General features: G+C 61.0%; 19 protein-coding genes. 7 read left to right on the forward strand and 12 right to left on the reverse strand.

The window, feature by feature from the left end:
• Positions 1 to 43 precede the first annotated feature (43 nt).
• The 9 genes from ACLBW8_RS07045 to ACLBW8_RS07085 form a co-directional block, all read right to left on the reverse strand.
• A complete protein-coding gene (locus tag ACLBW8_RS07045; RefSeq protein ID WP_053258304.1) occupies positions 44 to 862 on the reverse strand; it encodes a phosphoglycolate phosphatase in 819 nt (272 codons plus the stop codon).
• Positions 859 to 1533 (reverse strand): ribulose-phosphate 3-epimerase, encoded by a 675-nt coding sequence (rpe, locus tag ACLBW8_RS07050; protein WP_046035020.1) that lies wholly within the window; start codon positions 1531 to 1533, stop codon positions 859 to 861. Before rpe ends, ACLBW8_RS07045 begins: the two co-directional genes overlap by 4 nt.
• Before the next feature lie 83 nt (positions 1534 to 1616).
• A complete protein-coding gene (locus ACLBW8_RS07055) occupies positions 1617 to 2765 on the reverse strand; it encodes an iron-containing alcohol dehydrogenase (RefSeq protein ID WP_064454377.1) in 1149 nt (382 codons plus the stop codon).
• Positions 2766 to 2919: 154 nt separating this feature from the next.
• Complete coding sequence (locus ACLBW8_RS07060; protein ID WP_028618151.1) at positions 2920 to 3744, reverse strand: ABC transporter permease; 825 nt, start codon at positions 3742 to 3744, stop codon at positions 2920 to 2922.
• 12 nt (positions 3745 to 3756) lie between these two features.
• A complete protein-coding gene (locus tag ACLBW8_RS07065) occupies positions 3757 to 4989 on the reverse strand; it encodes an ABC transporter permease (protein ID WP_053258306.1) in 1233 nt (410 codons plus the stop codon).
• Positions 4990 to 5186: 197 nt separating this feature from the next.
• On the reverse strand, positions 5187 to 6227 hold the full coding sequence (locus ACLBW8_RS07070; protein ID WP_064454379.1) for an ABC transporter substrate-binding protein: 1041 nt from the start codon (positions 6225 to 6227) through the stop codon (positions 5187 to 5189).
• Between the two features lie 43 nt (positions 6228 to 6270).
• A complete protein-coding gene (locus tag ACLBW8_RS07075) occupies positions 6271 to 7383 on the reverse strand; it encodes an ABC transporter ATP-binding protein (RefSeq protein WP_064454380.1) in 1113 nt (370 codons plus the stop codon).
• A 214-nt stretch (positions 7384 to 7597) separates the two neighbouring features.
• Complete coding sequence (locus ACLBW8_RS07080) at positions 7598 to 8227, reverse strand: response regulator (RefSeq protein WP_064454381.1); 630 nt, start codon at positions 8225 to 8227, stop codon at positions 7598 to 7600.
• An 18-nt stretch (positions 8228 to 8245) separates the two neighbouring features.
• Positions 8246 to 10240 carry a sensor histidine kinase gene (locus ACLBW8_RS07085; protein ID WP_064454382.1) on the reverse strand — a complete coding sequence of 665 codons (1995 nt, stop codon included), beginning with the start codon at positions 10238 to 10240 and terminating at the stop codon, positions 8246 to 8248.
• Between the two features lie 77 nt (positions 10241 to 10317).
• Here ACLBW8_RS07085 and ACLBW8_RS07090 point away from each other — a divergent pair, with 77 nt between their 5' ends.
• On the forward strand, positions 10318 to 11292 hold the full coding sequence (locus ACLBW8_RS07090; RefSeq protein ID WP_447805034.1) for an alpha/beta hydrolase family protein: 975 nt from the start codon (positions 10318 to 10320) through the stop codon (positions 11290 to 11292).
• Positions 11293 to 11445: 153 nt separating this feature from the next.
• On the opposite strand, the gene ACLBW8_RS07095 is transcribed toward ACLBW8_RS07090, so the two are convergent.
• Genes ACLBW8_RS07095 through ACLBW8_RS07105 form a run of 3 tightly spaced genes read right to left on the reverse strand, consistent with a single transcriptional unit; the run spans position 11446 to position 13914 of the window.
• Positions 11446 to 12213, reverse strand: coding sequence for a TerB family tellurite resistance protein (locus tag ACLBW8_RS07095; protein ID WP_447805035.1), 768 nt, complete (start codon positions 12211 to 12213; stop codon positions 11446 to 11448).
• A 1-nt stretch (position 12214) separates the two neighbouring features.
• Entirely contained in the window at positions 12215 to 12892 is a 678-nt protein-coding gene (gene murU / locus ACLBW8_RS07100) for an N-acetylmuramate alpha-1-phosphate uridylyltransferase MurU (protein WP_447805036.1), read from the reverse strand.
• The gene (locus tag ACLBW8_RS07105) at positions 12889 to 13914 is read right to left on the reverse strand and encodes an aminoglycoside phosphotransferase family protein (protein ID WP_447805037.1); all 1026 of its coding nucleotides are present in this window, start codon (positions 13912 to 13914) and stop codon (positions 12889 to 12891) included. Before ACLBW8_RS07105 ends, murU begins: the two co-directional genes overlap by 4 nt.
• A 130-nt stretch (positions 13915 to 14044) precedes the next feature.
• Between ACLBW8_RS07105 and ACLBW8_RS07110 the strand changes: the two genes are divergently transcribed.
• The 6 genes from ACLBW8_RS07110 to ACLBW8_RS07135 all read left to right on the forward strand — a co-directional run bounded on the left by ACLBW8_RS07110 (position 14045) and on the right by ACLBW8_RS07135 (position 21306).
• The gene (locus tag ACLBW8_RS07110) at positions 14045 to 16861 is read left to right on the forward strand and encodes an LPS-assembly protein LptD (RefSeq protein ID WP_447805038.1); all 2817 of its coding nucleotides are present in this window, start codon (positions 14045 to 14047) and stop codon (positions 16859 to 16861) included.
• Positions 16842 to 18176: a peptidylprolyl isomerase gene (locus tag ACLBW8_RS07115; RefSeq protein ID WP_447805039.1), complete on the forward strand. Its 1335-nt coding sequence runs from the start codon at positions 16842 to 16844 to the stop codon at positions 18174 to 18176. Before ACLBW8_RS07110 ends, ACLBW8_RS07115 begins: the two co-directional genes overlap by 20 nt.
• Positions 18173 to 19162, forward strand: a complete 990-nt coding sequence (pdxA, locus tag ACLBW8_RS07120) for a 4-hydroxythreonine-4-phosphate dehydrogenase PdxA (RefSeq protein ID WP_447805040.1) — start codon at positions 18173 to 18175, stop codon at positions 19160 to 19162. The genes ACLBW8_RS07115 and pdxA overlap by 4 nt, the downstream gene beginning before the upstream one ends.
• Positions 19159 to 19971, forward strand: a complete 813-nt coding sequence (gene rsmA, locus ACLBW8_RS07125) for a 16S rRNA (adenine(1518)-N(6)/adenine(1519)-N(6))-dimethyltransferase RsmA (protein ID WP_064454389.1) — start codon at positions 19159 to 19161, stop codon at positions 19969 to 19971. Before pdxA ends, rsmA begins: the two co-directional genes overlap by 4 nt.
• Positions 19972 to 20077: 106 nt before the next feature.
• Positions 20078 to 20458: a Co2+/Mg2+ efflux protein ApaG gene (gene apaG, locus ACLBW8_RS07130; RefSeq protein ID WP_064454390.1), complete on the forward strand. Its 381-nt coding sequence runs from the start codon at positions 20078 to 20080 to the stop codon at positions 20456 to 20458.
• Positions 20458 to 21306: a symmetrical bis(5'-nucleosyl)-tetraphosphatase gene (locus ACLBW8_RS07135; RefSeq protein ID WP_262666382.1), complete on the forward strand. Its 849-nt coding sequence runs from the start codon at positions 20458 to 20460 to the stop codon at positions 21304 to 21306. Before apaG ends, ACLBW8_RS07135 begins: the two co-directional genes overlap by 1 nt.
• Position 21307: the final 1 nt, after the last annotated feature.

Genomic DNA, 21307 nt, shown 5'->3' on the forward strand with positions numbered 1-21307 from the left:
AACGGTCAGGTGTGCAAACATGCCGCAGCGCGGCCAGGATCAGTCAGGCGCGCCAACGCCAGCGGGCCAGGGCCTTGATGACTTTCATCCAGAGTTTGCGAGTGACCACCACGATGGGATTTCCAGAAGGGGACGGTTCGGTGTCGGGCAACGTTATCTCAGCGCCCGCTCCCAAGCAACCGGGGATTAGCAGTCGCAGGTCATCAATCACCAGTGCCGGCGATTCTTCGGCAATCGGACGACCATGGTTGTAGCCGTAACTCAGGGCCACGCACTGCACACCGGCGGCTTTTGCGGCCAGCACGTCACTGCGCGAATCGCCGACAAACAACGATTGGGATGCCGGGATGTTGGCCATTTTCATCACGAAAAACAGCGCTGCCGGGTCGGGCTTTTTCTGCGGCAAGGTATCCCCGCCGATGATCCAGCGGAAGTAACGGCCGATTTTCATCTGGTCCAACAGCGGCGCGACAAAGCGCTCCGGCTTGTTGGTGATCAGGGCCATTTCCACGCCCTGCTTGTGCAGCCATTTGAGCGTGTCGCGCACGCCGGGGTAAACCACGGTCAGTTCGTGGCTGCTTTCGTAGGCTGCATTGAACAATTCCAGGGCGTGTTCGGCTTCGACATCATCGACACCTTCAGCCTCGATATGATTGGCCAGGGCCCGGCGCACCAGCATCTGCGCGCCATTGCCGACCCACTCGCGTACCGACTCGATACCCGCCGGCTTGCGCCCCAGCTTGAGCAGCATCTCGTCCACCGCCGCTGCCAGGTCAGGCACCGAGTCGATCAACGTACCGTCCAGATCGAACATCACCAGCCGTGGCAGTTTGCCGGGGAACAGCCGCTCAAAACCGCTCATGGACGCGCCAGCGCGAGTTCGGCACGCATCTTGTCGATGACTTCCTGGTAGTCCGGGGCGTTGAAGATCGCCGAGCCGGCCACAAAGGTATCGGCCCCGGCGGCGGCGATCTCACGGATATTGTTGACGTTAACCCCACCGTCGATTTCCAGGCGGATATCACGCCCAGACGCATCGATCAGCGCGCGGGCTTCGCGCAGCTTGTTCAAGGTGCCGGGGATGAACTTCTGGCCACCGAAGCCTGGGTTGACGCTCATCAGCAGGATCATGTCGACCTTGTCCATCACGTACTCAAGTACGCTCAACGGGGTCGCCGGGTTGAACACCAGGCCCGCCTTGCAACCGCCTTCGCGGATCAGTTGCAGGGTGCGGTCGACGTGCAGCGAGGCTTCCGGGTGGAACGTGATGTAGGTCGCGCCGGCGTCAACGAAGTCGCCGATGATGCGATCCACCGGGCTGACCATCAGGTGCGCATCAATCGGCGCGGTGATGCCGTACTTGCGCAGTGCGGCGCACACCATCGGGCCGATGGTCAGGTTGGGCACGTAGTGGTTGTCCATGACATCGAAGTGCACGAAATCGGCACCGGCGGCCAATACCTTGTCCACTTCCTCACCCAGGCGGGCGAAATCGGCGGAGAGAATCGATGGAGCAATGACGAAGGGCTGCATGACGCACCTTTTTGAGCTAAATCACGATGGCGCGCATTGTATACCTCATGCTTTGCCGTGCGCACCGTGACCTCACTCAACGGTTAGTAAGCTGCCCGGTAGATTTTCTCGATATCCGCTGCGCTGAGCTTGCGTGGGTTGTTGCGCATCAGGCGCTCGATACCCGCCGCTTCCGTGGCCATGGCCGGGATTGCATCCTCGGGTATCCCAAAGCTGCGCAGGCCCGAAGGGATCTCCACTGCGGCACACAGCCGCGTCATCGCCTCAACCGCCTGGTCGGCTGCGTCGTTGATGCTGAGCCCGGTGACATTGACCCCCATCGCCTGGGCAATGTCCTGCATGCGCTCGACACACGCCAGCTTGTTCCAGTGCATCACGTAGGGCAGCAACAGCGCGTTGCTCACGCCGTGGGCAATATTGAATCGCCCGCCCAGCGGGTAGGCCAACGCATGCACCGCGCCCACCCCGGCATTGCCGAACGCCATACCGGCCATCAGGCTGGCGGTGGCCATGTCGTCACGGGCTTGCAGGTTGGCCGGGTTGGCGTAGGCCTTGGGCAGCGCATTGGCAATCAGTTTGATCGCGCCAATGGCCAGGGCATCGGTGATCGGCGAGGCATTCAGTGACAGGTAGGATTCGATGGCGTGCACCAAAGCATCCACGCCACTGGCGGCGGTGACACTGCGCGGGCACGTGAGCGTCATTTGCGGGCTGATCAGCGCGACGTCCGGCAGCAGGTAGTCGCTGACGATGCCTTTTTTCAGCTGTGCCACTTTGTCCGAGAGGATCGCCACGTTGGTCACCTCCGAGCCGGTGCCGGCCGTGGTCGGGATGGCGATCAGCGGCGGGCCCTTGCGCGGCACCTGGTCAACGCCGAACAAGTCCGCCAGGGCGCCGTGGTAACCGGCATAGGCCGCAACGCTTTTGGCAATGTCGATGGCACTGCCGCCGCCCACGCCGATCAGGCCGTCATGCCCGCCTTCGCGGTATGCGCGCATGCAGTCTTCGACGATGGCGATTTCCGGGTCGGGCAGCACACGGTCGAAGATTTCATAGGGCCGCTCGCCCAAGTGTTCCAACGCCAGCGCCACGGTGCCGGACTTGACCAGCGCGGCGTCGGTGACGATCAGCGGGTTATCCACATCCAGGCGTGTGAGTTCGGCGGCCAGTTGTTCGATGGCGCCAGCGCCGGTCAACAGTTTGTGGGCGATCTTGAATGAGGAAGTGCTCATGTGCGCGGCCTCTCGTTAATGTTGGGCTTGCACAAGAGTAGCTGAGGCAAATGGGTTGTCTGCCATTCAGCGGCTGAATGGTCATTATCTGAATAAACACAAACCAATGTGGGAGCGGGCTTGCTCGCTCCCACATTTTGAGCTCGGTTTGGCCTCAGACCTGCGCAGTGCGCAGTTTTTCGCTGCGGCCTCGTAGCCATTCCAGTGTCAGCAACAGCAGCACAGAGAAGGCAATCAGCAAGGTTGCCGCTGCGGCAATCGTCGGGCTGAGGTTTTCACGGATGCCGCTGAACATCTGCCGAGGCAAGGTTGCTTGCTCAGGGCCGGCGAGAAACAGCGTCACGACCACTTCATCGAATGACGTGGAGAACGCAAACAGCGCCCCGGAAATCACCCCGGGCGCAATCAACGGCAAGGTCACCCGACGAAACGCAGTCAACGGCGAAGCGCCCAGGCTGGCGGCCGCCCTCACCAGGTTATGGTTGAAGCCCTGCAAGGTCGCCGACACCGTGATAATCACAAACGGCACGCCCAACACCGCATGCACCACAATCAGCGAGAAGAAACTGTTGCCCAGCCCCAATGGCGCAAAGAACAGGTAACTGGCCACGCCGATAATCACTACCGGCACCACCATCGGCGAAATGACCAGCGCCATCACCAGCGCCTTGCCGGGGAAGTTGCCGCGGGTCAGGCCAATCGCCGCCAGGGTGCCGAACACCATTGCCAGCACGGTGGCCGCCGGGGCAACGATGATGCTGTTCTTCAGTGCGCGCATCCATTCGGCCGAGGCGAAGAAGTCCTGATACCAATGCAGCGAGAAACCTTGCAGCGGGTACACCAGGAAACTCCCGCTGTTGAACGACAGCGGGATAATCACCAGCACCGGCAATATCAGGAACAGCAGGATCAAGCCGCACAAGATCCGCAAGCTGTAGAACCACACCCGTTCCACCGGTGACATATAAGGGCTCAGCATCGCAAGGTCTCCTCAGCTCAGGCGCAGGCGACTGGCGCCCACCAGCCGGTTGTAGATCAGGTACAGCAGCACGGTCGCCAGCAGCAGTAAGCCGCCCAATGCCGTGGCCATGCCCCAGTTGATGCTGGTGTTGGTGTAGAAGGCCACAAAGTAGCTGACCATCTGGTCGTTCGGGCTGCCCAGCAGTGCCGGCGTGATGTAGTAACCAATCGCCAGGATGAACACCAGCAGGCAACCGGCGCCGACACCGGCATAGGTCTGCGGGAAGTACACGCGCCAGAAGCTGGCGAACGGGTGGCACCCCAGGGAGATCGCCGCCCGCATATACGTGGGCGAGATGCCTTTCATCACGCTGTAGATCGGCAGGATCATGAACGGCAGCAGGATATGCACCATGGAGATGTACACGCCGGTACGGTTGAACACCAATTCCAACGGTTTATCGATCAGGCCCACACTCATCAGCGCGCTGTTGATCAGCCCACCGGATTGCAGCAACACAATCCACGCTGCCACGCGCACCAGGATCGAGGTCCAGAACGGCAGCAACACCAGGATCATCAGCAAGTTACTTTTGCGTGCCGGCAGGTTGGCCAGCAAGTAGGCCAACGGGTACGCCAGCAGCAGACAGATGAAGGTAATCACCAGGCCCATCCAGAACGTGCGGGCGAAGATGTCCAGGTAGATCGCCTGGTCCGGCGTTGCCGGGGCGACTTCGCCGAGGTCATCAATGCGGTGATCGACGGCCGCCAACAGGTAGTAAGGCGTAAGGCTGCTGGTATTGCGCCGGATAGCCTGCCAATACGCCGGATCGCCCCAGCGTTCGTCGAGGGTTTCCAGCGCCTGTTTATAAGAGGCGGGCGCTTCGGTAAACGGCAGCGCCCGCGCGGTCTTGGTCAGCAGGCTACGGTAGCCGGCCAGTTCCATGTTCAAGCGTTTGGACAGGTCGCCCAGTGTCTGGTTTTTACGCGCTTCGCCCAGGTCTTCGCTGAGTGCCTGATACACCGGTTCACCCGGCAGACCACGACCATCCCAGGTCTTGACCGCCACCACGGTACGCGGCAAACCACCCACCACTTCCGGGTTGCCGACGCTTTTGTATAGCAGCGCAACGATCGGCACCAGGAACACCAGCAGCAAAAACAACACCAATGGCGCAATCAAGGCTTGGGCCTTCCAGCGGTTGAGCCGCTCGGCACGCGCCAGGCGCTGCTTGAGGGTGGGGCTGGGAATGGCGATAACCATGGCAAACTCCGGAACTTAAAAATGAATGCACTCTGCCCAACACAACAGATCCCAAATGGGAGCGGGGTTGTGTGGGAGCGGGCTTGCTCGCGAATGCGATGTGACAGTCAGCGCATGAAGCGACTGATCCACCGTATTCGCGAGCAAGCCCGCTCCCACACTTACCGGTTCGCACAAGGATTTAGCGGTGTTGCTGGTTACTTAGCCGCCCACGAATTGAAGCGCTGCTCCAACTGCTCGCCGTTATCCGCCCAGAAGCTCACGTCGATCTGCACCTGGTTGGCAATGTTTTCCGGCGTGGTCGGCATATCCTTCAACACATCCTTGGCCAGCAACGGCACAGCCTGGGTGTTGGCCGGGCCGTAGGCGATGTTTTCCGAATAGGTCTTCTGCTGTTGCGGCTGTACCGAGAAGGCGATGAACTTCTTCGCCGCTTCCGCGCGGTCCTTGGCCAAGCCTTTAGGGATAGCCCACGCGTCGAAGTCGTAGATGCCGCCGTTCCAGACCACTTTCAGGTTGCTTTCTTTTTGCACGGCAGCGATGCGACCGTTGTAGGCAGAGCTCATCACCACGTCGCCAGAAGCGAGGTACTGCGGTGGTTGGGCGCCAGCTTCCCACCATTGGATCGACGGTTTGAGTTCATCCAGCTTCTTGAATGCACGGTCCTGGCCATCTTTGCCGGCCAGCACTTTGTACACGTCTTTGGGTGCCACGCCGTCGGCCATCAAGGCGAATTCCAGGGTGTACTTGGCGCCCTTACGCAGGCCGCGCTTTCCGGGGAATTTCTTGGTGTCCCAGAAATCCGCCCAACTGGTCGGTGCGCTGGTCAGCTTGTCGGCGTTGTAGGCCAGCACGGTAGACCACACGAAGAAACCCACGCCGCAGGGCTGGATCGCGCCTTTGACGTAGTCGCCAGGGTTACCGAACAGTTTAGGGTCGAGCGGCTCGAACATGTCTTCGTCACAGCCGCGGGACAGCTCCGGCGACTCCACTTCCACCAGGTCCCAGGACACGCTCTTGGTGTCGACCATGGCTTTGACCTTGGCCATTTCACCGTTGTACTCGCCGGCGACGATCTTGCCGTTGCCCGCACTTTCCCACGGTGCATAGAAAGCCTTGACCTGGGCCGCCTTGTTCGCGCCACCAAAGGACACGACCGTCAGGTCCGGGCCTGCCATGGCCTGTGTCGCGCCCATCAGGCCTAAAGCCAGGGCGGAATATTTAAGGGATCTCAACATTGTTGTTCTCTCCACGTGCAGGGTTGGTGAAGCCATGGGGCGATTAATTCGCCTCTAGAAGTGGGTCGAGTGCGCGAACGTGCTCGACTTGCCAGCCAATCGGTACCACGTCGCCGACCGCCAGGGCCGGGTCCAGCTCGGCAATCGGTTGTTTCACAAAAAAATCGGCCTTGCCGCAGACTTCCAGGCGCACGCGCACGTGGTCGCCCAGGTAGATAAATTCCACCACCCGTCCGGAGAAGCGGTTCACGCAGCTTTCGCTGGAGCCGTTGAGACTCACGCGCTCCGGGCGCACCGAAAGGGTCACCGGGCCGCCGATCTGGCCGACATTCACCGCCAGCGCCTCGACCTTTTCGCCACGCGCCAGCTCCACCACGCAACGCTCGCCGCTGTGGCTGTGCAGACGCCCGTTGAGGCGGTTGTTCTCACCGATGAAGTTGGCGACGAAGGTGTTTTTAGGTTCTTCGTACAAGGTGCGCGGCGCGGCGATCTGCTGGATCTCGCCTTGGTGAAACACCGCCACGCGGTCGGACATGGTCAAGGCTTCGCCCTGGTCGTGGGTCACGTACACCACCGTCACACCGAGACGCTGGTGCAGGTGCTTGATCTCCATCTGCATGTGTTCGCGCAATTGTTTGTCGAGTGCGCCGAGGGGTTCGTCCATCAGCACCAGCTGCGGTTCGAACACCAGCGCCCGGGCCAGGGCCACGCGCTGCTGCTGGCCGCCGGAGAGTTGCGCCGGGTAGCGCTGGGCGAAGGCGTCGAGCTGGACCATGCTCAACACACGTTTGACCCGCTCGCTGACATCGGTCTTGCTCAAGCCGCGCACCGACAACGGGAACGCCAGGTTTTCGGCGACGGTCATGTGCGGGAACAACGCATAGTTCTGGAACACCATGCCGATGTCGCGTTTGTGCGGCGGCACGTTGTTGATCGCGCGCCCGGCCAGCAGGATTTCACCGGCGGTCGGTGTCTCGAAACCGGCGAGCATCATCAGGCTGGTGGTCTTGCCCGAGCCGGATGGCCCGAGCAGGGTGAGGAACTCGCCCTTGCGAATCTCCAGGTTGAGGTCTTTGACGATCAGGTTCTCGCCGTCGTAGCTTTTCTGCACGCCACGAAAGCTGACCAGCACATCATTTGAATCCACCTCGCTCATACCCGCACCTTTGTGTTTTGGACTGCTGTGGCACAAGCGTAGTCCAGGCGCGAGGCCCCGGAAATCGGGGGCCAGGAGAGAATTGCATCAGCAGGATGGAAGCCTGGGGGTAGGGATTGCCCTACAGCGATGACGGGGATGGAACAGTGTCAGGGTCGCGCCCGCCGGGAACGCTCACGACAGGGCTCAAGGGAGGTCGCAAACAGGCATGTCGTCACAACAGCTTATGTTCCATGGCGTACTTCACCAATTCGGCCAGGGAGGTGATATTGAGCTTTTGCATCAGGCGCGCCTTGTGGGTGCTGATGGTCTTGCTGCTCAGTGCCAGTTGCTGCGCGATGTCATTGACGTTCGCGCCCTGGGCCAGGCGCTCGAACACCGAAAACTCGCGCTCCGAGAGCAACGAATGCAGCGGCCGCGTATCCGTCAGGCCGACTTCAAACACCATGCGGTCAGCCAGGTCCGGGTCGATATAGCGCCCGCCCGCCGCGACTTTGCGAATCGCCGTCAGCAACAGGGCCGGGTCGCTGTCCTTGGTCGCATACCCCGCCGCACCGACTTTCAAGGCTCGGGCGGCCATTTGCGCTTCATCGTGCATGGACAACACCAGGATCGCCGGCGGGTTATTCAGTGCACGGATGCGCGCAATGGCTTCCAGCCCATTCACACCCGGCATCGAGATATCCAGCAACACAACCTCGCACGCCACATGGCGCAAGGTCTCCAGCAACTGCTCGCCGTTACTCGCCTCGCCCACCACTTGCAGGTCTTTGGCCAGGCCGATCAATTGCTTGATGCCTTCACGGACGATGGTGTGGTCTTCGGCTACCAATACGCGAATCACAGGGGTTTCCTCTTATAGTTATGCATCCAACGGCACCCTGACAGTCAAGGTGGTGCCCTCCCCCGGCTCGCTGTGCAGGCTCAGTTGCCCGCCCATCATCAACACCCGCTCGCGCATACCCACTACGCCAAAGGAGACGGGCCGCCCCTGGGACTCAACGAAACCGATACCGTCATCGCTGATGGTCAACTGCAGGTCGCCGCCCTCAACGACCAGGGTCAGCTCGACAGTATGCGCCCGGGCATGGCGCATCACATTGGTCAACGCCTCCTGCAGGATGCGGAACAGGCCGATGGCCTTGGCATCGCTCAGGGCCGGCAGGTTATCCGGGACTTGTACCAGGCAGGGGATTTGCGTGCGGGCTTCAAAGCGGCGGGCTTGCCATTCGATGGCCGAGGCGATGCCCGCGTCCAGAATCGGCGGGCGTAAGGCGGTTGCCACGTCGCGCACCAGTTGGAACAGCTGGGCGATCAGGCGCTTCATGCTGTTCAGGCGCTCGTTTAAGCCCGGGTCCAATTGCGCATAGGCCAGTTCGCACATCGAGGTTTCCAGCTTGAGCACCGTGAGCATCTGCCCGAGTTCGTCGTGCACTTCGCGGGCGATACGGGCCTTTTCTTCTTCGCGTACGGTTTCCAGGTGGGCGGACAATTCGCGCAACTGCGCCTCGCTTTGCAGCAAGGCGGCCACATAACGGCGGCGCTCGGTCACGTCATTGAGATAAACGACCAGGTATTCGCCATCGGCAAAGCGCAGAAAGCTCAGGGACACATCGGCGGGCAGTACTGTGCCGTCTGCGCGCACGCAATCGGCCGCAAAGTTTTGCGGGCCTTCTTCGCTGGCGCGGGCGCGCTTCCACAGGTTGAGCCAGCGGTCCATGTTCAACGTCGGGTCAAAATCGATCAACGGCCTTTCGATCAATGCCCCTGCGCCATAACCGAGCATGGTTTCGGCGGCGAGGTTGGCATAGCGCACATGGCTGTCCCAATTGACCCACAGGATGCCGACCGTACTTTGATCGATGGAAAATTGCGTCAACCGCAAGGCTTCGGCACTGGCGGCGCGCGCGGCACTTTCTTCCCGAGCCGCCAGCAGGCGCTGTTCCAGCTCACGCTGCTGGCGACGCTGCCAGACCACCACGGCGAGACTGGCGATCAGGAACAACCCCAAGAGCAGGCTGAGGTTTTTCCAGAAGGCCGGTGACTCCGACAAACGCGGGTACTTGGGTTGTAACCAGCGACTATGCAGTTGGTCCAGATCGCGGGCGGGGATCGCACGCAAGGCACTTTGCATGATGGTTGCCAGTTCCGGCCATTCACGGCGGGTGGCCACACGCAGCAATTGCGGCAAGCCGATATCCCCCACCACGGCCAGCCCGGCAAACTCCGCCTCGCCGGACAACCGGCTCAACTGCGCCTCATCCACCACGGCATAACGCGCCTGCTGGCTGACCAGCAATTGCAAGGCCTGACGCTCCATGGGCACGCCTTGCACATTCAGGTTGGGATAGTTACTGCGCAGGTAATCCGCTACGGCGCTGGGCATGCGCACGGCAACGCGAGACTGCTCATCGAGTTTTTCCAGCTCCACGGCACCGCCGCCTTCGCGGAAACCGACGATATGCTGGGGCACGCGCATGTACGGGTCGGTGAATAACCACAGGCGAAGGCCTGCGGGCGTTTGCTGCAGGCCGGGGGCGATATCCACCTCGCCGTCACGCACGGCGGCTTCCAATTGCTCCTGGCTGGGAAAGTTGCGCCAGGTCAGCTCAATGTTCAGCGCCTTGGCCAACCACTGCATCAACTCGACATTGGCCCCGGACAACCGCTGCAAGCGCCGGTCGTATTGCGCGTAAGGCGCCTGCAATACCAGACCCACGCGCAACTCCGGATGCTGGGCCAGCCATTCCCGCTGCTGTGCATTCAGTTGCGCCAGTGGTGCAGCAGGCGCAGGCGCGGCACTCGCCATCAAGGCAAAGCACCAACAGCCGATAACCAGCAGACAGCGAAAACCCATGATCCACGTCTCACATCACTGACAAATACTGACCAACCCATTAGGCTGCTGGAATGACTTCTGGCCGGGAATTAACGATGCTCTTTCTCCACCGTTCGGCACTGCCAGCATTGTGCCTGTCGCTACTATTTACCAGCGCCTTTTCTGTACAGGCCGCCGACGCACCTGCGCCCGCCGCCGAAAAACCGGTTGAACGCCAACCCCTGCCCGAGCGCAGCCAGGAAGAAGCCAACGCCCTCGAGCGGCAACTTCCGCAACAGGAACAGCAACAGTTGCAGGCCGGCACTGACTCATTCCTGGCCCTGTGGAAGCCGGCCAACAGCGCCGAGCCCCAAGGTGTGGTGATTATCGTGCCCGGCGCCGGCGAAAGTGCTGACTGGCCGCAAGCAATTGCGCCTTTGCGCAGTAAATTGCCGGACGCCGACTGGGGCACCCTCAGCCTTTCGTTACCGGACCTGAACATGGACACCTTGCCGCCACGGGCCATGGAAGCACCCAAGGCAGCGGTCGACACCAGCAGCAAAGAAGGCAGCACCGCCGCCAAACCCATCGAACAAGCCGCCAGCGCCGAAGCTGAAGGGACGGACCCGGCCGTGGTGCCGGGTGCGGAGCAACAGGACAAGACTGACGCCAAGCGCATCTTTGATCGTATCGACGCCGCCGTCGCCTTCGCCCAAACCCAGAGCGCGCGCAGCGTGGTGTTGCTCGGCCATGGCACCGGCGCGTGGTGGGCCGCGCGTTACCTGAGCGAGAAGCAGCCGTCCCAAGTGCAGAAGCTGGTGATGGTGGCCGGCAAGACGCCTGCGGGTCGGCAGCCGAATCTGCAACAACTGGCCCCAACGCTGAAAGTGCCTACGGCGGACGTCTTCTACCAGGACGGCGCCCAGGAGCGCAAAAACGCACTGGAGCGCGCGCAAGCCGCCAAGCGTGCGAAGAATGACGGCTACAAACAGGTGTCACTCAAAACCCTGCCCGGCAATAGCTCGGCCGAGCAGGAGCAGTTGTATCGGCGGGTTCGCGGGTGGCTGAGCCCGGAGCCGAGAGAGGGCTGACCGCCTATCTCAAAAGCGCCGTAGACCTAATGTGGGAGCGGGCTTGCTCGCGAATAGGGTGTGTCAGTCAACAGATTCATCGGCTGATCCACCGCATTCGCGAGCAAGCCCGCTCCCACATTGGATTGAGTGCTCACTTCCAAAGGGTGGTAGCTATCTGAAATCCCGCCGCTCGCGAATCAATGCATAGGCGTTATGCAGTTCGCGGGTTCGCTCGGTCGCCTCGCGCACTTGCGCGGGGCTGGCGCCAGTACCGGCGATCTTGTCCGGGTGGTGGCGACTGAGCAGGCGACGATAGGCACGTTTGATCACCGACGGTTCGCTGGTGGCGGTTACGCCAAGCGTGCGCAACGCCTCCTGATAGGCGCCGCTGCGGCTGACCATTGGCGTGCGTTCGGGCGCGTAATCGGAGGCCAGCGCCTGCAACTGTTGCGGCGTCCAACCCAGCCACTTGCCCCATTGATCGATCAGGTCGCGCTCGGCCTCATCTGCCCTGCCATCCGCCCAGGCCATTCGCCAGCACGCACGCAACACGCCTTCCGCCGCATGCGGCTGAGCCTTGAGCACGCGCAGATAAGTGCGCACCCGGTCGGACCCGGACTTGCCGCGATTGAACGCGGTAATTGCCCGGCGCCGTGCCGGCTCGCTCATGTCCAGCGAGCGCATCTCCTGGCGCGCCTGCTGGATATGCCCATCCACGACCCGGCCATTACTTTTGGCCAGGCGCCCCAGCAGCACAAACAGCAGTTCATCGTTGCGCAACGCCGTGCGCCCGCCCAGGCGTTCGCGCAATTGCGCCCAACTGTGCAATTGCAGGCGGCGATCCAGTGCCTGCCCCAACAATGCGCCCAACAAGGCCCCCGGAATACTGGCAATGGCAAAGCCAGCCCCGGCACCGATCAGTGTCCCTGGCCACAACATCCTATCGCCCCGCAGTCAGCAAGGTTTCGACCCGCGCCAGACGTTCCAGCGTGCCGACATCAATCCAGCGTCCCGTCATGTGTTCCCCCGTTACCCGTCCTTTGGCCATGGCCTCCCGCAACAGCGGCGCCAATTTGAAGGCTCCGGCGCTGCAACCCGCGAACAGCTGGGGGTCGAGCACTGAGATGCCACTGAAGGTCAGGTTATCGGCACCGGGCGCGGCATCATGAAGCACGCCGTCGCTCAAATAGAAGTCGCCGCCCGTAGGGGCATGGTCAGGCATGTCGACCATCACCAGGTGGGCAAGCCCTTGCAGCGGCTTGTTGCGCAGGCTGGCGAAGTCGAAGTCGGTCCAGATGTCGCCGTTGACCAGCAGGAAGGGTTCGTCGCCCAGCAGTGGCAGTGCCTTGAAAATACCCCCGCCGGTTTCCAGCGGCTCGCCTTCGGCCGAGTACTGGATGCGCAGGCCAAACTGCGCGCCGTCGCCCAGGTAGCTTTCGATCTGCTGCCCGAGCCAGGCATGGTTAATGACGATATCGGTGAAGCCGGCCTTGGCCAGCGCTTCAAGGTGATACTCGATCAACCGCTTGCCGCCCGCCTGCACCAGGGGTTTGGGCGTGTGCAGCGTGAGCGGACGCATGCGCTCGCCCTTGCCTGCCGCCAGGATCATCGCCTTCATACGCCCGCCTCGGCCGGTTCGCGCAGGCTGGCGAGCAATTCACCCAGCTCATCCAGTTCAGGCCGGTCGGCCAGTACCGCTTCTATATAAGCAAAGAAGCGCGGCACGTCCGCCAGGTAGCGTGGCTTACCGTCGCGATGGCAAATGCGCGCAAAAATGCCGATCACCTTGAGGTGGCGCTGCACACCCATCAGGTCACTGGCGCGCAGGAATGCTTGAAAATCGCCCTGCACCGGGATGCCCAATTGCCCGGCACGCTCCCAGTAACCACGCTGCCATTCGCGCACGCGCGCCTTGGGCCAACTGAGGAACGCATCCTTGAACAGGCAGGTGATGTCGTAGGTCACCGGGCCGTAGACCGCGTCCTGGAAATCCAGCACGCCCGGGTTCGGCGTGCTGATCATCAGGTTGCGTGGCATGTAGTCGCGATGCACCAGCACTTTGGGCTGGGCCAGGGCGCTGTCGATCAAGTGATCGCTGACGCGCTGCCACAAGGCTTGTTGCCGGGCGTCGAAATCGATACCCAAATGCCGGCGAACGTACCACTCCGGAAACAATTCCAGCTCACGGCGCAACAAGGCGACGTCATAGCTGGGCAGCGGCGTGTCCATCGGCAACTGCTGAAAAGCCAGCAGCGCATCGATGGCATCGGCAAACAATTGGTCGGCGTTTTGCTCGTCAATCACGTCCAGATAGGTTTTTCTGCCCAGGTCGTTGAGCAAAAGAAAGCCGCGAGGCAAATCTTCTGCATAAATTTTTGGCACATTAATTCCCGATTTCGCGAGCAAATCAGCGATATCGACGAAAGGTTTGCAGTTTTCCTGGGGGGGTGGCGCGTCCATGACGACGAACGTTCGACCGCCGCCTTCCCAACGGAAGTAACGCCTGAAACTCGCGTCGCTGCTGGCCGCGGTCAATGTGGCCGGTGGTACGACACCCCAATCCTGAGCGTTGAAAAGGATCGGCAACTGCTCATCCAGCCATACTTTCAGCTGTTGTAAACGTAGATCTTGCTCGGGCATTACAAGGGTCTCCGACGGCGCTAGCCGTCAAGCGGGTCATGCTTTATTATCACGCATCTTTTTCAGACCATCGAGAGGCGTGCGGCCCAAACCGCGGGCAGATGGCACGCAGGAAGCCCGGACTAATAAGATGGCATTGAAATCCCCCGCGTTTCGTAGAAAATTTCCGTTGCTGGTAACCGGCAGTCTGCTGGCCATGCAACCTTTCGCCACCTCATTCGTGGTCGCCGCGGAACAGTATGACTGCTCAGTCTCTGCTTCGGGTGCCTGGGATTGCGCGCCGAAAACCGCCGCAGCCCCGTTGCCACCGCGCCCGGTGCATGACGGTGCAGCCGTCAGCTCGGCCGGCAGTACGGCGCAAGCCGACGCTGGCGGCAGCGGCGACGCTGAACCGAAGACCGCGCTGGTCACCGAAGCCAAGGGCCGTGGCCTGCGTTCGCGCAGCGCCGACTACAGCCACCTGGACTGGGTGCCTCGCGAGAAGCTGACCGCGGCCCAACTGGCCGAAACCGGTCCTTATTGCTCCGGCGCGTACATCGAGCCGACCCGTCCTGGCATGAACGACAAGACGGACAAAAGCGATACGCCGACCTTCATCGGTGCCAAGGCCTCTCGTTACGAGCAGGAACAGCAAGTCGCGACCCTGGCCGGTGACGTCGTCATGCGCCAGGGCAGCATGCAGCTGGAGGCTCAGGAAGCCAGCCTGTATCAGGCTGAGAACCGTGGCGAGTTGAACGGTAACGTTCGTCTGCGCGACAACGGTGCCCTGATCGTGGGCGACCACGCAGAGGTCCAGCTCGACACGGGCGCCGCCCAGATCGACAACGCCGAATACGTACTGCACAAGTCGCGCATACGCGGTAACGCGCTGTACGCCAAGCGTGCCGAGAACGCGATCATCCGTCTCAAGGACGGTACGTACACCACCTGCGAGCCGGACAGCAACGCCTGGCAGCTCAAGGGCAACAACATCACGTTGAACCCGGCCACCGGTTTCGGTACGGCGACCAACGCGACGTTACGGATCAAGAACATCCCGATCCTGTACACCCCGTACATCTATTTCCCGATCGACGACCGTCGCCAATCCGGCTTCCTGCCGCCGAGCTTCAGCACCGGCAGCAAAACCGGCTTCACACTCGTCACACCTTACTACTTCAACCTGGCACCGAACTACGATGCCACGTTGTACCCGCAATATATGACCAAGCGCGGCATGATGGTGGAAGGCGAATTCCGCTACCTCACCAAGTCCAGCGAAGGTCAGTTCGGCGGCGCGTACCTGAACGACGACAGCGACGAACGGAAAAATCAGACCGACTACGAAAAAACCCGCTATATGCTCAATTGGCAGCATAAAGGTGGGCTGGATTCGCGACTGACGACCCTGGTCGACTACACCAATATCAGCGACCCTTACTTCTTCCAGGATCTCAAAACCTTCGAAGAGGGCATCCAACCGCGGGACTTCGTCAACCAGCAGGGCGCCGTGACCTATCGCGGCGACTCCTACCAGGCGCGCCTGAACCTGCAGGCCTTCCAGCTGGCGACGATCTCCCAGATCACGCCGTATGACAGGTTGCCGCAGATAACCTTCAACGGGACACTGCCATACCATCCGGGCGGTTTGAATTTCAGCTATGAGACTGAAGCTGTTCGGTTCCAACGTAGCCTGGAGAACGGCACGTTTACGGATGAGAATGGCCTTGTGTCGCGGCGCCTGGATACCTACGTTACCGGCTTGACCCGTGCAAACGGTGATCGCTTGAACATCGCTCCGGCCGTCGAGTACCCGATGACCTCGACCTACGGTTTTATTACGCCGAAGCTCAAGTATGTCTATACCAAGTACGATCTGGACCTGGATAGCCAAGGCAAGAACGACATTATTGAAGCGCAGCAGGCGGCCACTCTACCCGGCGCTTCTCCGTACGCAGGCGGTGTGTTCAAAAGTTCACAAGACCGCGCGGTTCCAGTCGCCAGTATTGACAGCGGCCTGTACTTTGACCGCAATACCAACTGGTTTGGCAAAGACTATCGTCAGACCTTGGAGCCGCGAGCCTTCTATCTCTATGTCCCGAATAAGGACCAGAGTGACATCCCGGTATTCGACACCAGTGAACTATCGTTTAGCTATGCCTCACTCTTCCGCGACAACCGCTTCAGCGGCACCGACCGGATCGGCGACGAGAACAAACTCTCCTTGGGCGTCACCAGCCGCTGGATCGAAGAGAATGGCTTTGAACGTCAGCGTGTCAGCGTGGGCCAAGCCGTGTACTTCAAGGATCGCCAAGTCCAACTGCCAGGTATTCTGGCCTCCACACGTGACGACGCGACCGAGAAGGTCTCCCCAATTGCCCTGGACTATGAATTCCGCTTCAACCGCGATTGGCGCGCCACCGCAGACTACAACTGGGACCCTACTTCCCATAGCCCACGTTCCGGCAGCGCAATGTTCCACTACCAGCCGGAAGACAACCCGAACAAGGTTGTTAACCTCGGTTATCGCTATCGCAACGACCAAGTGGTTTATAACCAGTTGACCGGTAAATACCAGTTTGGCGGTGACTTCGGTACACCTGGCGACCCTAACTACGTGAAGGATTACTACAAAATCCAGCAACACGACTTCTCGATGATGTGGCCGATCATTCCTCAGTGGAACCTGATCACCCGCTGGCAGTATGACTATGCCCGCAACCGCACCCTGGAAGCCTTCGGTGGTTTCGAGTACGACAACTGCTGCTGGAAACTGCGTGTGATCAACCGTTACTGGGTTTCCAACGACGAATACAGCCAGATCGCCCCGCTGAACGAAAAGGGTGACCACGGGCTCTTCTTCCAGATCGTCCTTAAAGGACTCGGCGGCCTGACCGGCGCCAAGGTAGAGAGCTTCCTCGACAAAGGCATTGAAGGTTATCGTGAACGTGAAGACCAAGCTTTCTGATTGCGTGCGCCCGCTAGTGCTGGGCGCGCTGTTCCTGGGGGCCGCATCGGCACACGCTGCGGTTCAACAGCTGGACAAAGTTGTGGCCATCGTCGATAACGACGTGATCATGCAGAGCCAACTCGACCAACGGGTCAAGGAAGTTCAGCAAACTATCGCCAAGCGTGGTGGCGGCGTGCCGCCTACCAGCGTGCTCGATCCACAGGTGCTGGAACGCCTGATCGTCGAAAACCTGCAACTGCAGATCGGCGATCGTTCCGGCATCCGTATTTCGGATGAAGAACTGAACCAGGCAGTAGGCACCATCGCTCAGCGCAACAACATGAGCATTGACCAGTTCAAAGCTGCTCTGGCCCACGACGGCCTGTCCTATGAGGACGCCCGTGACCAGATCAAGCGTGAAATGATCATCAGCCGTGTGCGTCAGCGCCGTGTGGCCGAGCGGGTTCAAGTGTCCGAGCAGGAAGTGAAAAACTTCCTGGCGTCGGACCTGGGCAAGATGCAGCTCTCCGAAGAACTGCACCTGGCCAATATCCTGATCCCGACACCGGACAGCGCCAACGCCGAGCAGCTCAATGCAGCCGCCGCAAAAACTCAGGCCGTTTATGACCGTTTGAAAGCCGGCGCTGACTTCGCCCAGACGGCAATTGCCGTCTCCGGCAGCGACAACGCCCTGGACGGCGGTGATATGGGCTGGCGTAAAGCCGCTCAATTGCCACCTCCGTTTGACCGTGAACTGAGCGCCATGCAGCCGGGTGAAATTACCCAGCCAGCACGCACACCGGGCGGCTTCATCATCCTCAAGTTGCTGGAAAAACGCGGCGGCGAGACCTCGCTGAAAGACGAAGTGCATGTTCGTCACATCCTGGTCAAACCAAGCGAAATCCGAACCGAGGCGCAAACCAAGGAACTGGCCCAGAAGATCTATGACCGCATCGAAGGCGGTGAAGACTTCGCCACCTTGGCCAAGAGCTTCTCGGAAGACCCGGGTTCGGCCCTCAACGGTGGCGACCTGAACTGGATCGACCCGAAAGCGCTGGTGCCGGAGTTCCAGGACGTTATGGCCAAGACCCCGCAAGGCGTTCTGTCCAAGCCGTTCAAAACTCAATATGGCTGGCACGTCCTGGAAGTTCTTGGCCGTCGCGCGACCGACAACACCACCCAGGCCCGCGAGCAACAAGCCCTGACCGTATTGCGTAACCGCAAATACGACGAAGAGCTGCAAACCTGGTTACGTCAGATCCGTGACGAAGCCTACGTGGAAAACAAGCTGCCAGGCGCCGAGCAAACAGGCACCGACCAGGCAACGAAGTGAAACCACAGCGTTTCGCGGTCACACCCGGCGAGCCGGCCGGCATTGGTCCAGACCTGTGCCTGCTCCTCGCCTCGCAACCCCAGCCACACCCCCTGATTGCCATAACCAGCCGCGACCTGCTCCTTGAGCGGGCCGCGCAACTGGGTGTGGCCGTCACGTTGCTGGACGTGGCGCCGGGCAATTGGCCTGACCTGCCGGCACCCGCAGGCAGCCTGTATGTGTGGGACACCCCGCTTGCGGCCAAGGTCGTTGCCGGGCAACTGAACAAGGCCAATGCGGCGTTTGTGCTGCAAACCCTGACCCGTGCCGGCCAAGGCTGTATCGACGGCGACTTCGCGGGCATGATCACCGCCCCTGTGCACAAGGGCGTCATCAACGACTCCGGTATCGCCTTTTCCGGCCATACCGAATTCCTCGCCGAACTGACCCACACCGCTCAAGTCGTGATGATGCTTGCCACACGCGGCCTGCGCGTGGCCCTGGTGACCACGCACCTACCGTTGCGCGATATCGCCGATGCCATCACCGCCGAGCGCGTGGAGCGCGTCACGCGCATCCTGTATACCGACTTGCAACAAAAATTCGGCATTGCCCAACCCCGAATCCTGGTCTGCGGGCTTAACCCGCACGCCGGTGAAGGCGGCCATTTGGGCCATGAAGAAATCGACATCATTGAACCGACATTAGAGCGTCTGCGCCAAGAAGGCATGGACCTGCGTGGCCCACTGCCTGCGGACACTCTGTTTACCCCCAAATATCTGGAGCACTGCGACGCAGTGCTGGCGATGTACCATGACCAGGGGCTGCCCGTGCTGAAATACAAAGGCTTCGGCGCCGCAGTCAACGTGACACTGGGCCTGCCGATCATCCGCACCTCCGTCGACCATGGCACTGCCATGGACCTGGCGGGCAGCGGCAAGATCGATACCGGCAGCCTGCACGTGGCCCTGGAAACCGCCTATCAGATGGCCGAGACCCGTATATGACCGAGCATTACCAACACCGTGCGCGCAAGCGCTTCGGGCAGAACTTCCTGCACGACGCCGGCGTGATCGACCGCATCCTGCGCTCCATCCATGCCAAACCTGAAGACCGCCTGCTGGAAATCGGCCCGGGCCAGGGCGCACTGACCCAAGGCCTGCTGGCCAGTGGCGGTCAACTGGACGTGGTTGAACTGGACAAGGACCTGATCCCGATCCTCAACCAGCAGTTCGCAGGCAAGTCCAACTTCAACCTGCACCAGGGCGACGCACTGAAGTTCGACTTCAACAGCCTCAATGCCGCGCCCAACAGCCTGCGGGTGGTCGGCAACCTGCCTTACAACATCTCCACACCGCTGATTTTCCACCTGCTGAACAACGCAGGGATCATTCGCGACATGCACTTCATGCTGCAAAAAGAAGTGGTTGAGCGCTTGGCGGCGGGGCCTGGTGGTGGTGATTGGGGCCGTCTGTCAATCATGGTTCAATACCATTGCCGCGTGGAACACCTGTTCAATGTTGGCCCAGGCGCGTTTAATCCGCCGCCGAAGGTCGACTCGGCCATCGTGCGCCTGGTGCCTCACGCCGTACTGCCGCACCCGGCCAAGGACCACAAGCTACTGGAGCGGGTGGTGCGCGAAGCGTTCAACCAGCGCCGCAAGACCCTGCGCAACACACTCAAGGCGCTGCTGAGCAACGCCGAGATCGAAGCCGCCGGCGTCGATGGCAGCCTGCGCCCCGAGCAACTGGACCTGGCCGCGTTCGTGCGCCTGGCCGACCAGCTTGCCATCCAGCCTGCGCCAACCGTGGACTGAAGCCTGCCATGCATGGGCCAGACAGCATGTCTGGCCTAGTGCCCTGCTGATGGCCTAGACTGATCCGCATCTGCTGTCCTCCGCTTTTGCTTTTAAGGCCTCTTGCATGTCCGATCCTCGCTACCAGATCGACGTCAGCGTCGTCACCCGCTTCCTCGCGGACCAATCTCAACCCGAACATAACCGTTTCGCCTTTGCCTACACCATCACGGTGAAGAACAACGGGCAGGTGCCGGCCAAGCTGCTGTCGCGCCACTGGGTGATCACCGACGGTGACGGCCAGGTTGAGGAAGTGCGCGGCGCCGGTGTGGTTGGCCAGCAACCGTTGATCGACGTTGGCGCCAGCCATACCTACAGCAGCGGCACGGTGATGACCTCCAAAGTCGGCACCATGCAGGGCTCGTATCAGATGAAAGCCACCGACGGCAAACTGTTCGACGCCATCATCGCGCCCTTCCGCCTCGCCGTGCCTGGAGCCCTGCACTGATGGCGACGTACGCGGTCGGCGACCTGCAAGGCTGCCTGGAACCCCTCAAGTGCCTGCTGGAGCGGGTTGCCTTCAACCCGGCGAGCGATCGCCTGTGGCTGGTGGGTGACCTGGTCAATCGCGGCCCCGAGTCCCTGGAAACCCTGCGTTTCCTGTATGGCCTGCGCGACTCCCTGGTGTGTGTACTGGGCAACCATGATCTGCACTTGCTGGCGGCCGGCAATAACATCGAGCGCCTGAAAAAGAGCGACACCCTGCGCGAAATCCTTGAGGCACCGGATCGCGCGCAACTGCTGGATTGGCTGCGTCGACAAAAGCTCATGCATTACGACGAAGGCCGCAACATGGCCTTGGTCCATGCTGGCATCCCGCCTCAATGGACACTGAAGAAAGCCCTCAAGTGTGCCGCTGAAGTGGAAAGCGCACTGGCCGATGACAGCCTCTACACCGCGTACCTCGACGGCATGTACGGCAATGAGCCCGTCAAGTGGGACAACGACCTCACCGGCGTGACCCGCCTGCGCGTCATCACCAACTACTTCACACGCATGCGTTTCTGCACCGCAGAGGGCAAACTGGACCTCAAAAGCAAGGAAGGCGCCGACACCGCGCTGCCCGGCTACAAGCCCTGGTTTGCCCACAAGGAGCGCAAGACCCGCGACACGCAAATCATTTTCGGCCACTGGGCTGCCCTTGAAGGCAAGTGCGACGAGCCGGGTGTCTTTGCCCTCGATACCGGCTGCGTGTGGGGCGGCGCCATGACCCTGATGAACATCGACACCGGCGAGCGCTTGAGCTGCCAGTGTGAATCCCCCCTTTCCGTGACACTGCCGGCCGCCAAGCCATAGG

The sequence above is a fragment of the Pseudomonas sp. M5A4_2d genome (genome assembly GCF_053345295.1).